This is a genomic window from Phenylobacterium sp. (genome assembly GCF_016793285.1).
Lineage (GTDB): Bacteria > Pseudomonadota > Alphaproteobacteria > Caulobacterales > Caulobacteraceae > Phenylobacterium.
This window is the reverse complement of the sequence record NZ_JAEUMO010000065.1, coordinates 1-14,297: the sequence shown is the minus strand read 5'-3', so window position 1 is coordinate 14,297 and position 14,297 is coordinate 1. Positions and strand designations below refer to the sequence as shown.

13 protein-coding genes and 2 tRNA genes are annotated in these 14,297 nt (G+C 68.9%); 12 read left to right on the top strand and 3 right to left on the bottom strand.

Annotated elements, in window-relative coordinates:
• Positions 1 to 2 precede the first annotated feature (2 nt).
• From JNL41_RS06810 to JNL41_RS06780, 7 genes are read left to right on the top strand one after another with little or no spacing between them, the layout of a single operon-like run.
• Complete coding sequence (locus tag JNL41_RS06810; protein WP_293473524.1) at positions 3 to 1,568, top strand: PHB depolymerase family esterase; 1,566 nt, start codon at positions 3 to 5, stop codon at positions 1,566 to 1,568.
• A gap of 31 nt (positions 1,569 to 1,599) precedes the next feature.
• Positions 1,600 to 2,403, top strand: coding sequence for an IclR family transcriptional regulator C-terminal domain-containing protein (locus JNL41_RS06805; protein ID WP_293473523.1), 804 nt, complete (start codon positions 1,600 to 1,602; stop codon positions 2,401 to 2,403).
• An 18-nt stretch (positions 2,404 to 2,421) separates the two neighbouring features.
• The gene (locus tag JNL41_RS06800) at positions 2,422 to 3,366 is read left to right on the top strand and encodes a dihydrodipicolinate synthase family protein (RefSeq protein WP_293473522.1); all 945 of its coding nucleotides are present in this window, start codon (positions 2,422 to 2,424) and stop codon (positions 3,364 to 3,366) included.
• A gap of 1 nt (position 3,367) precedes the next feature.
• Positions 3,368 to 4,054, top strand: a complete 687-nt coding sequence (locus JNL41_RS06795; RefSeq protein WP_293473521.1) for an SDR family oxidoreductase — start codon at positions 3,368 to 3,370, stop codon at positions 4,052 to 4,054.
• A complete protein-coding gene (locus JNL41_RS06790; protein ID WP_293473520.1) occupies positions 4,051 to 5,253 on the top strand; it encodes a mandelate racemase/muconate lactonizing enzyme family protein in 1,203 nt (400 codons plus the stop codon). The genes JNL41_RS06795 and JNL41_RS06790 overlap by 4 nt, the downstream gene beginning before the upstream one ends.
• Before the next feature lie 46 nt (positions 5,254 to 5,299).
• Positions 5,300 to 6,703, top strand: coding sequence for a sodium:solute symporter family protein (locus JNL41_RS06785; protein WP_293473519.1), 1,404 nt, complete (start codon positions 5,300 to 5,302; stop codon positions 6,701 to 6,703).
• Entirely contained in the window at positions 6,700 to 7,731 is a 1,032-nt protein-coding gene (locus JNL41_RS06780; RefSeq protein WP_293473518.1) for an alpha/beta hydrolase, read from the top strand. Before JNL41_RS06785 ends, JNL41_RS06780 begins: the two co-directional genes overlap by 4 nt.
• Positions 7,732 to 7,829: 98 nt before the next feature.
• Here the strand turns inward: JNL41_RS06780 and JNL41_RS06775 are convergent, their stop codons facing one another.
• Positions 7,830 to 9,569 carry a DUF6880 family protein gene (locus tag JNL41_RS06775; protein ID WP_293473517.1) on the bottom strand — a complete coding sequence of 580 codons (1,740 nt, stop codon included), beginning with the start codon at positions 9,567 to 9,569 and terminating at the stop codon, positions 7,830 to 7,832.
• A 316-nt stretch (positions 9,570 to 9,885) separates the two neighbouring features.
• On the opposite strand from JNL41_RS06775, the gene JNL41_RS06770 reads away from it, so the two are divergent.
• The 3 genes from JNL41_RS06770 (at position 9,886) to JNL41_RS06760 (ending at position 12,521) form a co-directional block, all read left to right on the top strand.
• Positions 9,886 to 11,046 (top strand): hypothetical protein, encoded by a 1,161-nt coding sequence (locus tag JNL41_RS06770; protein ID WP_293473516.1) that lies wholly within the window; start codon positions 9,886 to 9,888, stop codon positions 11,044 to 11,046.
• Complete coding sequence (locus tag JNL41_RS06765) at positions 11,043 to 11,465, top strand: hypothetical protein (RefSeq protein WP_293473515.1); 423 nt, start codon at positions 11,043 to 11,045, stop codon at positions 11,463 to 11,465. Before JNL41_RS06770 ends, JNL41_RS06765 begins: the two co-directional genes overlap by 4 nt.
• A gap of 135 nt (positions 11,466 to 11,600) precedes the next feature.
• Entirely contained in the window at positions 11,601 to 12,521 is a 921-nt protein-coding gene (locus JNL41_RS06760) for an HNH endonuclease (RefSeq protein ID WP_293473514.1), read from the top strand.
• A 177-nt stretch (positions 12,522 to 12,698) separates the two neighbouring features.
• On the opposite strand, the gene JNL41_RS06755 is transcribed toward JNL41_RS06760, so the two are convergent.
• Positions 12,699 to 13,016 carry a hypothetical protein gene (locus tag JNL41_RS06755; protein WP_293473513.1) on the bottom strand — a complete coding sequence of 106 codons (318 nt, stop codon included), beginning with the start codon at positions 13,014 to 13,016 and terminating at the stop codon, positions 12,699 to 12,701.
• Positions 13,017 to 13,254: 238 nt separating this feature from the next.
• Here JNL41_RS06755 and JNL41_RS06750 point away from each other — a divergent pair, with 238 nt between their 5' ends.
• Positions 13,255 to 13,761 (top strand): hypothetical protein, encoded by a 507-nt coding sequence (locus tag JNL41_RS06750; protein WP_293473512.1) that lies wholly within the window; start codon positions 13,255 to 13,257, stop codon positions 13,759 to 13,761.
• A gap of 185 nt (positions 13,762 to 13,946) precedes the next feature.
• Here JNL41_RS06750 and JNL41_RS06745 read toward each other — a convergent pair.
• Positions 13,947 to 14,023, bottom strand: a tRNA-Pro gene (locus JNL41_RS06745).
• A 143-nt stretch (positions 14,024 to 14,166) separates the two neighbouring features.
• On the opposite strand from JNL41_RS06745, the gene JNL41_RS06740 reads away from it, so the two are divergent.
• Positions 14,167 to 14,240, top strand: a tRNA-Gln gene (locus JNL41_RS06740).
• Positions 14,241 to 14,297: the final 57 nt, after the last annotated feature.

The window sequence follows — 14,297 nt, the reverse complement described above, 5'->3', positions numbered from 1 at the left end:
TGATGGCCCGCGCCGCCTTCCTCCCCGCGCGGGCCGCCATGGTCCTCGGCGCCGCGATCTCTTCGATCGCCGGCGCCGAGGCGAAGGCGCAGCTCGTCGATTACGAGCCGGCGGCGAAAGCGACGCCAGTGCAGCAGGATGCGGCCTGGCGCCTGGCGTTCCGGCCGGGGATGCAGGTGCTGACACAGACGGTCGGGCAACTGCGGACGGGTGCGCCTGCGCCCGTCCAGGCTCAGGTGGATGCGCTGGTCGCGGAAGCCGCCAGGCAGTCCGAGCCCGAGGCCCGCCGCACGCTCTGGCGCGCGGTCAGCCTGATGGGCGGGCTGGCCTGGACGCCGGAACAGGAGCGGGTGGGCGCCCTGGCGCTGCGCACGCCCAGCCAGATCTGGACCGGAGTCGGCGACGTCCTCACCGCCGAGATGCTCTACCCGGCGAGCGGTCGGGTGACCTATGCGCTCGACCTCTACGCCAGCCAGCCCACGACGTCGGCGACTCCGAAGAAGGGCGCCCTGATCCGCCCGGTGGTCCGCGGCCGGCTCGACGCCTATCCGGCGCCGATCGGGGTTGAACTCTCCGGCCTTCCGGACGGCGCCTACCTGCTGCTGGCCAAGGTCACCGCCGGCGCGGCGACGACCGAGATCGTCCAGCCGGTCTACCTCGTGCGGGACCTGGATGCGCGCTATGCGGCCCTGAAGCGTGAGCTGGCGGGCGTGCCGAGCCATGAGGAGGCCAAGGCGCTGGCCGAGTATCCCTTCGCTCTGGCCCAGGCGATGAAGGCCGGACGCCGCGAGGTGGTCTCCTACGACTTCCCCTCGGCGATGAAGCGATCGGCCGACATCGTGGCGGCGCTGAAGGCGGGCCGCGATCCCGTGCGCCAGGCCACTGGCCTGCAGAACCGCGCCTACCGCTTCTCCGAAACGGGTGAGCTGATCCCCTATCAGGTCTACGTGCCCACGGGCTGGACACCGGCGAAGCGCTGGCCGCTGGTCGTCGCCCTGCACGGCGCGAACCTCGACGAGACCAACATGCTGGGCCGCGACGGCGGCCGGATGCAGAAGCTGGCCGAAGAGCACGGCTTCGTCGTGGTGACCCCGCTGGGCTACCGCCTGAACAGCGCCTACGGCTCCGAGCGGGGGCTGGCCGGCCTGGCGGGACGCGACATGACCCGCGTGAAGCGCAGCGAGCAGGACGTGCTGCAGGTCGCGGCTCTCGTGGAGAAGGAATACGGCGTCGACCCCGCCCGCCGGTTCCTGACCGGCAACTCGATGGGCGGCGGCGGGACGTGGTGGATCGGCGGCCGTCATCCGCAGATGTGGGCCGCGATCGCCCCCGGCGCCTACGGCGGCGTCATTCCCGAGGACGTCCCGGCGCTGTCGAACCTGCCGATCCGCGTGGTCGTGGGCGAGCGTGACGACCTCATGCTGGACCGCGTCCGAGAGACGATCGCCACCCTGAAGGCCGGGGGCGTCACGCCGGAATATGTGGAGGTTCCCGGCGGCACGCACGCCAGCGCGTTCGAGATCGAGTTGCCGGCGATTTTCACGTTCTTCGAAAAGCACGCCAAATAGCCCCAGCGAGATGACCATGCAGGGGCGCGAGATGAGCGACGACAAGAACATCGTGAAGTCGGTGGCGAAGGCCTTCGCCGTGCTTCAGGCGTTCGGGCCGGATGCGACCGAGATGGTGCTGGCGGACGTGGCGCGCGCGGCGGGCCTCGACAACGCCGGCGCCTTCCGGCTGCTCAACACCCTCGTGATGCTGGGCTACGTGGAGCGCGTCCCGGACACGCGGCGCTTCCGGCTGACGTTCAAGTGCCTGGAGCTGGGCTTCAACGCCATCGCCCGGTCGGACATCCGCAGCCTGGCCCGACCGCTGCTTCGCGCCATCGTGGGCGAGCGGATCGAGGCGGCCTCGATCGGCGTGCTCGACGGCCACGAGGTGGTCTACATCGAACGCATCCAGGCGGGGCTCGAGCGGCTGGCGGTCGACATCCGCGTCGGCAACCGCGTCCCGGCGTATTCGTCGGCCATCGGCCGCGCGATCCTCTCGCGCATGCCCGTCGAGGCGCAACGCACGATCCTCGAAGCCGCCCCGCCGCGGCGGCTGACCGATCGCACCATCATCGACGTCGACACGATCCTCGCCCAGATCGCCGAGACGAGCCGCCTCGGCTACGCCTTCTCCGATCAGGAGACCGTCACCGGCCTGCGCGTCCTCGCCGCGCCCATCACCGACGTGGACGGCGTGCCCGTCGCGGCGGTCAGCGCCGCGGCGCCGGCCTTCGGCCGGACCGAGCTGGAGTTCCTGGCCGATGCGCGTGACCTGACGGTCGACGCGGCGACCCGCCTTTCCGAAGCCGTGCGCGCCGCTGGCGGCATGGCGGCTCACCGACACTCACCCTGAATCTGGAGTTCCGATCCCGTGCCGCATTCGCTCGACCTCAAGGGACTGATCCCCGCGATCGCCGTCCCGTTCCATGAAGACTTCAGTATCGATGCGGCCGGGCTCACCCGTTTTGCGCGCTGGCTCAGCGGCCAGCGCGGGATCAAGGCGCTGATGACCAACGGCCACACGGGCGAGGTGTTCTCGCTGACGCCGGCCGAGCGCACCGAAGTCACCCGGATCACCGTGCAGGCCGTCGACGGCCGCGTGCCGGTCATCTCCTCGATCGTCTGCGAGGGCACGCTGGACGCCGCCGAGCAGGCGAAGGCCGCCAAGGCCGCGGGCGCCTCGGCGCTGGACATCATGCCGCCGCACCACTGGCTGCGGTTCGGCTTCCGGCCGTCGCACGTCCTCGACTACTTCAATGCCATCGGCGACGCCTGCGGCCTGCCGCTGGTGGTGCATGTCTATCCCGCCTGGACCAAGGCCTCCTTCTCGTCGGAGCTGCTGGCCGAGCTGGCCCGCCTCGACCACGTGCATGCCTTCAAGATCGGCACGCGGGAGATGAACAAGTACGCGCGCGACCTGAAGGCGATCCGCGCCGCCGCGCCCGACAAGGCGCTGCTGACCTGCCACGACGAGTACCTGCTGGCCTCCATGGTCCAGGGTGTCGACGGCGCCCTGGTCGGCTTCGCCTCGCTGATCCCGGGCCTCATCCAGGACCTGCTGGACGCCGTTGCGGCCGGCGACCTCAAGCGCGCGATGCAGATCCAGGGCGTGATCGATCCGCTGAAGCAGTCTGTCTACGGCGACGGCGAGCCCACGGGGGAGGCGCACGCCTGCATGAAGGCCGCCATGGCCGCCGCCGGCATCTTCGACCGCGGGACGGTGCGCCCGCCGACGGTCGCGCCGTCGCCTGAGGAACTGGCCCGCATCAAGGCCGCCGTCGAAGGCGCCGGCCTCTCGCAGCGGCCCGCCGCCTGACATGCCGTCCGCCTCGCCCCCGACCGTCCTGGTGACGGGCAGCCGCTCCGGGATCGGAGCGGCCGTCGCCCGGCGGCTGGCCGCCGGCGGCTGGTCGGTGATCGGCGTGGACCTGGGCGTCGACCACGGCGCGGCGCACTTCGCGGCGCAGCGGACGGCCGACCTCACCGACGCTGCCCAGGTCGAGCGGCTGGTGGCGGACCTCCCGCCGGTCCAGGCGCTGGTCCACGCCGCCGGCTTCATGCGGACCGGCGCCCTGGCCGATCTCGATCCCGCCGATGGCGCGGCGATGTGGGCGATCCATGTCCAGGCCCTGACCCGTCTGGGCCAGGCGCTTCTCCCGGGCATGGCCGCGGGCGGGCGGCTGGTGGCCATCGGCAGCCGGACCAGCGCCGGCGCCGCCGGCAAGAGCCAGTACGCCGCCTGCAAGGCCGCCGTGGTCGCGCTCGTCCGCTCGTGGGCCATCGAGCTCGCGCCGCGTGGGATCACCTGCAACGTGGTGGCGCCGGCCGCCACCGCGACGCCCATGCTCACCCAGGGCGACCGCACCGTCGCCCCCGTCACCCCGCCCATCGGGCGGTTCATCGAACCCGACGAGATCGCGGCCTACGTCGCCTTCCTGCTCTCGCCCGACGCCGCGGCGATCACCGGCCAGGAGCTTCTCGTCTGTGGAGGAGCTTCCCTGTGACCCTGATCCTGCAACGCGGCGTCTCCACGGATGCGCCGCGCATCGTCGACATCGTCGAGGTGACCAAGCCGATCGCCTCGCCGATCCGCAACGCCTACATCGACTTCTCGAAGATGACCGCCAGCCTGGTGGCGGTGGTGACGAATGTGGTCCGCGACGGCCGCCGCGTCGTCGGCTACGGCTTCAACTCGAACGGCCGCTACGGGCAGGGCGGGCTGATCCGCGAGCGCTTCGCCGATCGCCTGCGCGACGCGGAGCCGGGCAGCCTGCTGGACGACACGGGCGAGAACCTGGACCCGCACCGCATCTGGCGGACGCTGATGACCAACGAGAAGCCGGGCGGCCACGGCGAGCGCTCGGTGGCGGTCGGCACCATCGACATGGCGGTCTGGGACGCGGTGGCCAAGATCGCAGGCAAGCCGCTGTTCCGGCTGCTGGCCGAGCGCAGCGGCCGTGAGGCCGACCCGCGGGTCTTCGTCTACGCCGCGGGCGGCTACTACTATCCCGGCAAGGACGACGCGGCCCTGCGCGCCGAGATGCGCAGCTACATCGACCGCGGCTACGACGTCGTGAAGATGAAGATCGGCGGCGAGAGCCTGGCCGCAGACCGTCGCCGCATCGAGTCGGCGCTGGCCGAGATCGGCTCCGACGCCCAGCTCGCCGTCGACGCCAACGGCCGCTTCGACACCCTCACCGCCATCGAGTACGCCAAGGCGCTCCGGGACTATCCGCTGTTCTGGTACGAGGAGGCGGGCGACCCGCTCGACTACCAGCTCCAGGCGGCGCTGGCCGAGTTCTACCCGGGCCCGATGGCGACCGGCGAGAACCTGTTCAGCCACCAGGACGCCCGCAACCTGATCCGCTACGGCGGCATGCGGCCCGACCGCGACTGGCTGCAGTTCGACTGCGCGCTGTCGTACGGCCTGGTCGAGTACATGCGCACGCTGGAGGTGCTGGATACCGCCGGCTGGTCGCCCTCGCGCTGCATCCCGCACGGCGGCCACCAGATGTCGCTGAACATCGCTGCCGGCCTGGGCCTGGGCGGCAACGAAAGCTACCCGGACCTCTTCCAGCCCTACGGCGGCTTCCCCGACGGCGTGAAGGTCGAGGCCGGGCACATCGTCATGCCCGACCTTCCCGGCATCGGGTTCGAGGGCAAGTCCGACCTGATCGAGGTCATGCGCGAGCTGGCCGAGTAACGAGAACAAGACCCCCTCGGCGCTTGCCGGAGGGAGGGGAGGTGACATGGACCTGTTCCACTCGCGCGAGGCGCTGATCGCCGGCTCGGTGATCGTCTACATCGTGTTGACCAGCATCCTGGCCTACGCGCTGCGCAGCCGGACCAGCGCCCAGTTCATGGTGGGCTCGAAGGCGCTGCCGGCGGTCGTCATCGGCATCCTGCTGATGAGCGAGTTCATCGGCGCCAAGTCGACGGTCGGCACCGCCCAGGAGGCCTTCGAGAAGGGGATGGCGGCCGGGTGGTCGGTCCATGCCGCCGCCATCGGCTTCCTGCTCCTGGGGCTGATCTTCGCGCGGAAGGTCTACACCTCCCAGCAGCACACGATCTCCGGCCTGGTGGAGCAGCGCTACGGCAACGGCGCACGCATCGTGGTGTCGATCATCATGATCTACGCGCTGCTGCTGGTGAACGTGGGCAACTACGTCAGCGGGGCCGCCGCGCTCAGTTCGGCGATCCACACCAACCTCACGGTCTCCACGTTCATCATCGCCGCGTTCAGCGCCGTCTACTACGTGTTCGGCGGGCTCAAGAGCATCGCCTACGTCACCGTGCTCCACAGCATCGTGAAGCTGACGGGGATCGCCATCCTGGTCGGCGTCGCGGCGATGCTGAGCGGCGGGCTGGAGCCGATCCGCCAGGGCCTGCCCGCCGACTACTTCAGTTGGGACGGCCTGGTCGGCCCGAACAAGATCTTCGCCTGGATCGTCGGCACCGTGGGCGCGATCTTCTCGACCCAGTACATCGTCCAGGCCATCGCCTCGAACCGCAACGAGGGCGCGGCCCGCACCTCGGTGCTGATCGCCGCGGCGCTGTGCCTCCCGCTGGGCTTCGCGCTCGGCTTCATCGGCGTCGCGGCTCGCTACCTCTATCCGACGCAGGACAGCCTCTACGCGCTGCCGGTCTTCATCGAGCAGATGTCGCCGGCCCTGGCCTCGGTGGTCACCGTCTCGCTGGTGGCCTCGGTGCTGGTGAGCGTCAGCACGGTGGCGCTGGCCACCACGGCGCTGGTGATGCGCGATTTCTACGTGCCCTGGCGCAAGCCCGATGCGGACGGCGAGCTGAGGGCGACCCGCTACGTCGCCCTGGCCGTGGGCATGCTGCCGCTGCTGTGCGTGTTCTTCACGCCGCATATTCTGGAGCTCTCGTTCTTCACCCGCGCGCTCAGGCTCTCGATCGCGATCGTCGCCTGCCTGGGCGTCTACCTGCCGTGGCTCGGCTCGCCGCGGACCGCCGTCGCGTCGCTGATCGCCAGCGGCGTCGCCACCACCGCCTGGTATCTGCTGGGCAATCCCTACGGCATCGACAACATGTACGTGGCCGCCGTCGTCCCGGCCCTGGTCCTGGCGGCGGATCGCTTCATCCCCGGCGCGCGCAGCAGCGCCGCCAGGCCCACGGAGGCCGCCCGATGAGGTGCGCACTGTCGATCGCAGCGTGGGCGTGGGCCGCGGGGGCGGTCGCCACCGCGGCGCCCGTGCCGGTGACCCCGTCCGGAATCACCAGCATCCCGGCGATGGACGTTCCCGGGTCCTCGCTGATGAGCCGCGAGGGCAACGACTCCCGCGTCGAGCACATCCTGACCGAGCGCAGCCTGTCCGGGCGCCCGACCGCCGAGTTCAACGCCGCGCTGTTCGGGCCGCGCCTGGAGCGGATGAAGGCGGCCTACCCCGTGACGATCCGCGACGCGACCATCGGCGGCGTCCCGGTGCGCATCTATGAGCCGCCCAAGGGAGCCCCCGACGCGCCGGTGCTGCTGAACGTCCACGGCGGCGGGTTCGTCGGCTGCTTCGTGGAGTGCGGGGGCCTGGAGTCGATCCCGATCGCGGCGCTCGCCGGCCTGCGGGTGATCAGCATCGACTACCGCCTCGCGCCCAAGGCGCAGTTCCCGGAGGCGAGCCAAGATGTGGCCGCCGTCTACCGCGAGGTGCTCAAGACCACCCCGGCGACCCGGATCGGCCTCTACGGCTGCTCCGCCGGAGGGCTGCTGACGGCTCAGTCGCTGGCCTGGTTCCAGGCTGAGGGCCTGCCGGCTCCAGCGGCGGCGGGCGTGTTCTGCGCGGGCGGCGATCCCGGCATGGGCGGCGACTCGCGCATCGTGGGCATGCTGCTGGGCGACGGCGAGGCGCCGGCGTCCGGCGGGACCGGCGGTCCGCGCCTCGGCTACATGCGCTCGGCCGCCGCCGGCGATCCGCGCGCCTTCCCGGCGGCCGACGCAGCCACTCTACGCAGGTTCCCGCCCACGCTCGTCATCGTCGGGACCCGCGACTTCGCGCTGAGCAGCGCCGTCAACCTCCACAGCCGCCTGGTAGCCTCCGGCGTCGACGCTCGCCTGCATGTCTGGGAGGGCGGACGCCACGCCTTCTTCTATGACTCGCGCGTCCCCGAAGCGCGGGAGGCCTACGCGGTGATCGCGAAGTTCTTCACGGACCGGCTTCGCTGAACGAGGCGTCCGCTCGGGCCGTCAGGCCGCGAGATACGACTATCCTCCAGCTCGACCGTCGGTCGGGGCTCCCAACGAGGTCAGGCGTCGCGTGCGCCCTAGGTCGTCTCCCGTCCGACAGCGGGCCGCCCGAGCCGCTCACGCAGCATTCCGACAAGGGTGCGTTTCGCCTTGTGTTCGGCGGCCAGCGCCTTGAGCAACGCTGCGTGCTGGTCAGCCTGTCCGAGGCGGAGGCGAATCTGCCCCATGCGGTCGAGCAGCGCGCAGGCGGCCTCGTAGCCATGGCGGCTGGTGCGCGCGACATCGCTCCGTGCGAGCGCTTCGTAGGCGCGGAGGGCGTTGTCGGGCAGGTCCTCTTCGCTCCGCCGCGCGAGGTCGCGTAGCGCCTGTTCCCCCGCGCCGTGCCCCTCGACGGCCGCCCACGCTTCCAGGAATCTGCGTTCCCCGGTGAGGATGCGGACCCTCAGGTCCGCGGCCGTCGCCCGCGCGTAGGGGGCCTCAGCGGCGGCGCTCTCCACCCGGGTCTCCAGGATCTCGACGGCGCGGTCGGTGGCGGAGAGGTCCCCAGTGTTGCGGATGTGCCGGAAGAGCTCGAGCGTCGGAGCGCGCCGGAACTCCGCCCAGAGCATTTCGTCCGCCTGCGCCGCCTCCCCGGCTTCGCGCAGCAGTCGGGCGGCCAGGGTCGTGAGCCGGGCGTCGGGCCGGCCTTCGCACACCCAAAGGCCCTCCTTGGCCCACGACAGCGCGAGATCGGCGCGGCCATGCGCGAGGCAGACCTGCGCCATGTCGACATAATCGAAGGCCGAATCCAGGGTGTTGCGGCGCAGGGCGATGCGCTTCTCCAGGTCGTCGTCACGCGCGGCGAAACCATCCAGCATGGCCTTCAGCCGGTAGCGCGCCGAGGAGGCGGGGTCGGGACCGCCTCCGTGCCGCCTGAGAGGCGGGAGCTTCGCCCAGGCGTCTTCCGCCAGCCGCCGGAACTCGGCGACGCCGACCTCGCCCAGCACGTCGGCGTAGCTCTGGGCCGCATCGTCGAACGCGTCCCATTGTGACTCCATCTCCTTGTCGAACAGGTCGCCGGCGAGGGCGAGGGGGTCCGCCCGTCCGGCGCGGCAGGCGGCCAGGTGGATCTCCCGGATCCGGGCGAGCAACTCGCCGCCTTCGCCGTTCGAGTCGTCGATGCTCGCCAGGGCGTCCTCGACGCGCTCCCAGGCGAAGTCCGCCAGCCGGCGAGCGATCTCAGGTTGCGCACCCGTGAGCCGGTCGATCCGCGAGAGGGCTTCGCCGACGCCCGTAGCCCAGCCGCCGGCCTCGCCGTACTGGACGTATCCGCCGGTCCGGGTGGCCGCCATCAAGCGCTTCCGGTGCAGCGCATAGAGCGCCTCGCCGTCGGTGCTCGACGCGCCGGCCTCGACGTCGAGGTCCTCCAGCAGGTCGAGATCGCGCTCCGCCCAGGCCAGGATCCGTCCGGCCAGGGCCTCGGCGCCCTGCGCGATCAGGTGCGCCCGTATGCGGGACATTCGGTCCGGGCCGTCCGCGGAGCCCTGTGCGTCGGCGGCGTTCACGCACAGCGCCGTCGCGACCATATGCTTGCAGACACCCCAGTCGTCGAACGCCGGACATTCGCAGTGGCCTGCGAGCCGGCCGCGGCCCACGAGTTCGACGCGGTACGCCTCGGTTCCCTCGACCTTCGCCAGAACACGCTGTGGTTCGAGGACGATGATCTCGACCCGCCCTTCACGGTGGTAGGCCGAGCCGCGATCGAAGACCTTCGGGCCCGCCTGGTCCTTCACGGCGGTGAGATCATACCGGCCGAGCCGGGCGCTCTGGCGACTCATCCTGGAAGCGTTCCACAGGCTGGTCTGAGAGGCCAGCAGAGCCGTCCACGACGTCGTGGGGGTGGCTCCCGCGCAGGCTCTTCTCCGCCGTGGCGCGAACATTTCTTGGGTATTGGCGGGAAGGGGATTCCGCTGGGTCAGCGTGGGCGCAGCGACGAGGCCATCGGTCTCGGCAAACAATGAAAAGTGTTCTCTGTTTGTTCTTTACAACTCGCGTGTGAGCTGGCAATATCGCACTTCGCTGGGCGCGATGTCGGCCGCGTTCCAGCATTCCGTCAAAAGTCAGGAAAGGCGGCCTCTCGGCCGGCGATGAGGCATGCGCGAAAGCATCTCGGAATTCATGGATCGTCAGAACCGCAAGGTCGCTCGCTTCGGCCGAGAGGCTGAAGCCGCCGCACACGAGGCCTACAGAAAATCGATCAGGCTTGGGGAGGATCTGAAGCTGGGTTCGCCGGGCGATGTCATGCGCCACGGGGCCCAGCTTCTGCAGGATGCCGAAGACCGCGCTGTCAGGGCGGTTTCCCGCAAGGCGGAGGGGGCCAAAGCGCGGGCGCGCGCGGCGCTGCGTGGAGTGGCTCAGAATCCGGTCGCACGGTCGGTGGCTATCGACACCGCCCGAACCGCGGGGAATGTCGCTGGCGTTGTCAGGGGTGGAGTTCACGCCGTCGAAGGGCTGGTCGACGGCGCCACATTTCTGGGTCGGCTCGTCGATCCCCTCGACCGTCTGAAGAGCGCTCCAGGCCAGTCGGCTGTAGAGCAGCTCGGCAGAGGTGTGGTGAATACGGGCCGCATGGGCGTTGACTATGTGCGAAAGGGCGTTGCCGATCCGCAAGGCGTTGTGACGGATGTGACCAATGCTGCAGGGCAATGGCGTCGTGAACTGGATCCATCTGCAACCCCGGTCGCGCCCACCTTGGAAGGCGAGCTTCGTCGCAACTTCGACATCGGCCAGAACCAGGGCGAACTCGCCTTCGACGTCGGCTCGCTGGTCATGGGCGGACCCGCCGCAAAGGCTGTGAAGGGTCTGTCGCGCGTCGCAAGTATCGGCAACGACGCCAAATATCTGGCGCAGGGCTTCGGGCCGAAGGCAGCCGCCTACCTCGCCGAACCCTATCCGGCATCCGGTATGGGCAGTCACTATGTCCCGAGGCGCGCCAGGTTGCCGGAGATACTTGGCGGAGGTCCGTTGCCGAAGAGCTATATGGACGGCCCCTTCAACCGGCTGGCTCCCCCCGGCATCAGCCGTGGGGATATGTACGAGCTGCATTATCAGGTCGACCCCAGGTTCAACGTGGCGAGGCTGCCCCGGGAGGTCGGTGGCGGAGTCTGGCAGGGCGGAAAAATTGACCTTGAGAGATACGATCAGCTAGGCCGTCTCTGGCACGGTGCTCCGCCGCCCCTGAAGGCGCGCGTCGGCGGCCTGGGTGCAGGCGCCGGCGGCGCCCTTTACTCGCCGGAAGAGGAGAGTGACTGGTGACGATGCGGCCGGAAATCAGGTTCAGCTCCGCCTTTCCCGACGACTCCGTCGAGGACGAGGGTGACTTCGTGCAGTGGCCGGGCCGCAATGTGGCTGACGCGCTGAAGCATGCGCTGGAGGAGAAGGGATACCGTGTCTCCGACCCTGTAGACGCACAACATGTGGGCTGGGAGCTCGATATCTGGCGCGGCCGCAAACGCCTGTGGCTGCAGATCAGTCTGGGCGACACTGACGAGAACTACCTGATCGCCCAGAACATGACCTTCTTCCTCTGGCCGGACGCGGAGCTGTTCCGGTCCTTCCTGTCGGACCTTCAGGGCATCCTGGAAGCGGACGACCGCTTCAGCCGTATTCGCTGGTTTCCCAAGGGCGGGCGGGATCGCGATGTGGCGGGCGCTTCAGGGCCTTTCGATCCCTGAGACTTGCTCTGATCGGGTCGCCGCCAAGGCTGCTCCAGGTTCTTCCACTATGTAGCGTTATGCGAAATCGGGTGACAGCGGGGTCGCGCGCGTGAGGGCATTGACCGGCCCGCCGGCTAAAGCTCCACTGCACCCGTGAAGGCGGTCTTCGACACCAAGCCCAACTCCGGCTACGACGACGAGATCGTCCAGCGCTACCACTTCCCGACCCAGAGCAATTACCTGGCGGCGGCGGAAGGCGCGGTGGGCGACTGGATCGTCTATCGCGAACCGCAGCGCAACGGCGGCCGGCGCGCCTACATCGCCGTGGCCAGGGTGCTGCGGGTCGAGGCCGATCCGCTCCGCGCCAACCACGCCTACGCCGTCGTGGGCGAATATCTGCCGTTCGATCGCCCGGTGCCGTTTGCGGGCCTTGGGCAGGGTTATTGGGAGACGCCGCTGCGCGCCGTCGCCGATCCGAGCCGGGTGGGCGCCTCGCTGCAGAACAAGTCCATGCGACCAATCTCGGATGCGGATTTCGCGGCCATCGTCTCAGCGGGGCTGCAGGAGACGCTGGCCCCGCAGAACGCTCGGCGGCTGGATCTGGTGGGCGTCGAAGAGGCGGCCGCGCCCTTTGATTATGCCTCGGCGCCAGGCCTGGATCAGGTCCGGCGCGTCGAGCAGATGCTGGTCAATCGCAAGATCCGCGACGCGAACTTCCGCCGCCAGGTCTGTGAAGCCTATGAGGACCGCTGCGCCGTCACCGGTCTGCGGATCATCAATGGCGGCGGGCGCTCAGAGGTACAGGCGGCGCACATCTGGGGCGTTGGCGAGGGCGGTCCGGATGTGGTCCAAAACGGTATCGCGCTCTCGGGCACGATCCACTGGCTGTTCGATCGTCACCTGATCTCACTGACCGACGACTACCGGCTGCTCGTCTCGCACAACAAGGTGCCGGCGGAGCTGCGGGTGTTGTTTGAGAAGCAGTTGGATCGAATCCAGCTGCCCGCGAACTCGGCCTTGTGGCCCCATCCGGCTTATGTGGAGCGGCATCGCGAGCGGTTCTTGGCGGCTTAGGAGGCAGGCGGTGTGCTGCTCAATTTCCACCGGTGACTCAAGCGGTGACTCGAGGTGACTTTAGCAACATCCGCTTCGAGGCTATCCGCAACCTTGCTTGGGGTGCTCGCTGCAGAAAGGACGTCAACTTCCGCCTGTAGCGCGGGAGGTCGAGGACAAGGGGTGGCAGGGGGGAGCCTAGTAGGCGCACTCCGGGCCGGGCTTTGGTACGCCGTCCAGTTCGACGTGGCCCTCAGCGGCGTCTGCGCCACGCCGCGTTAGTTCGGCGATCATCAGGGTTTGGTGCATCGTGATCGTCAGAGCATGTAGACGCTCCAGATGGTCCAGGGCCGTGCGCGTCGTACTCCACCACCCATAGAGGGCAAGGCGGCGAAGGTAGGCGGATATCACCTCCTCGTTGGCGCAATGATCGGGCGCCTTCCAGAGGCATCGCACGATCGCTAACAGGCGTTCGCCCGTGATAATCCGCTGCAGAGACGACTGTTCGTTGTCCACTCGGCTTCTCTCGAGTCGCGCCCTTATCAGACGGTAGCGCGAGTCCCAAGTTAGGGCCTTAGTACGCTGTTCCGACGGGGTGTGCCGGCACACGGTGGAGAGCCGACGTTTTGCCGACTACCTTCGCCTCATAATGACTCGCAGCGTCCCCATAGAAGAGGCAATCAGCCGGCCGCTATTCGAGCCATTGGGCCCGGAGCACGAGAGGCCGAATCCGTGGAGCGGGCCGCTGGGGTTTGTGATCGGAGGCTTCGCGACGCCGGTCTCGCGGACCGAGCGAGATGGCGCGCTTGCGGAGCAGTACTTCGCAGCGGCCAACGCCTTGGTGGACGCGATTATCGATGGCCGCGTGGGCGACTACGAAGTCGCGAACGCAGCCCTGTTCCTCTACCGGCATTCCTTCGAGCTTCTGCTGAAGGCGGGATTGCCGGTGAAGGTTCGCGCTCGAAAGGCGATCCATCACCTCGGGGATCTGGCCAAGAGCTATGCTCACCACAAGCGGGTGGCCGGCACTATCGTCCCGCCTTGGGTTGTGAAGCGTTGCGAAGAGCTTGCCACCGTTGATCCTAGATCGGAGGCTTTCCGCTACGGCGACTATCGAACGCCACGAACGCGAGACGGCTCGCCGATCGAGGACGAAATCCACATCGACCTTTTCCATCTCAAGGCCGCGATGCAGGCTCTCAGCACCGCTTTGGTGTCGCAGAACTGGATGATCCGCATGGCTCGCGGCGATCGGCCGTAGGGTTGACGAAGCCGTCCGAGTGGGCGGCGCAGCGGGCTCTCTTCACGACCTTAGAGATCGAGCGCGAAAGCGCGGCTTCGGGCGGCTCAGAGAGCCACACGCGCGCAGCCGTATCCGCCTAAGGGGCGGACTTCTCGCGGGTATTAGCGGGAAGGGTATCTCCCCCAGTTAGCGGGGGGAGTAGATGGTCGGAGTGGCAGGATTTGAACCTGCGACCCCTGCGTCCCGAACGCAGTGCTCTACCAGACTGAGCCACACTCCGACTTGGAGGCGCGCTTATAGAGGAGGGTTCGCAGGCTCGCAAGCGGGCGAAAAGGTCGCTTGTTCAGGGGCGTTGCATCGTCGGGTCCGGTACGCTATTTCCCCCGCTCCCGCGGGCTCCGGCCCTGCGGCGGCCGTTCCTGCTGGGGAATGGTGTAATGGTAACACTGCGGTTTTTGGTACCGTCATTCTAGGTTCGAGTCCTAGTTCCCCAGCCACGCCGCGCCGGCCTTCCAGACACCGTTCGCCGGCTTCGCCGCGGGGCGCTCGCGCGG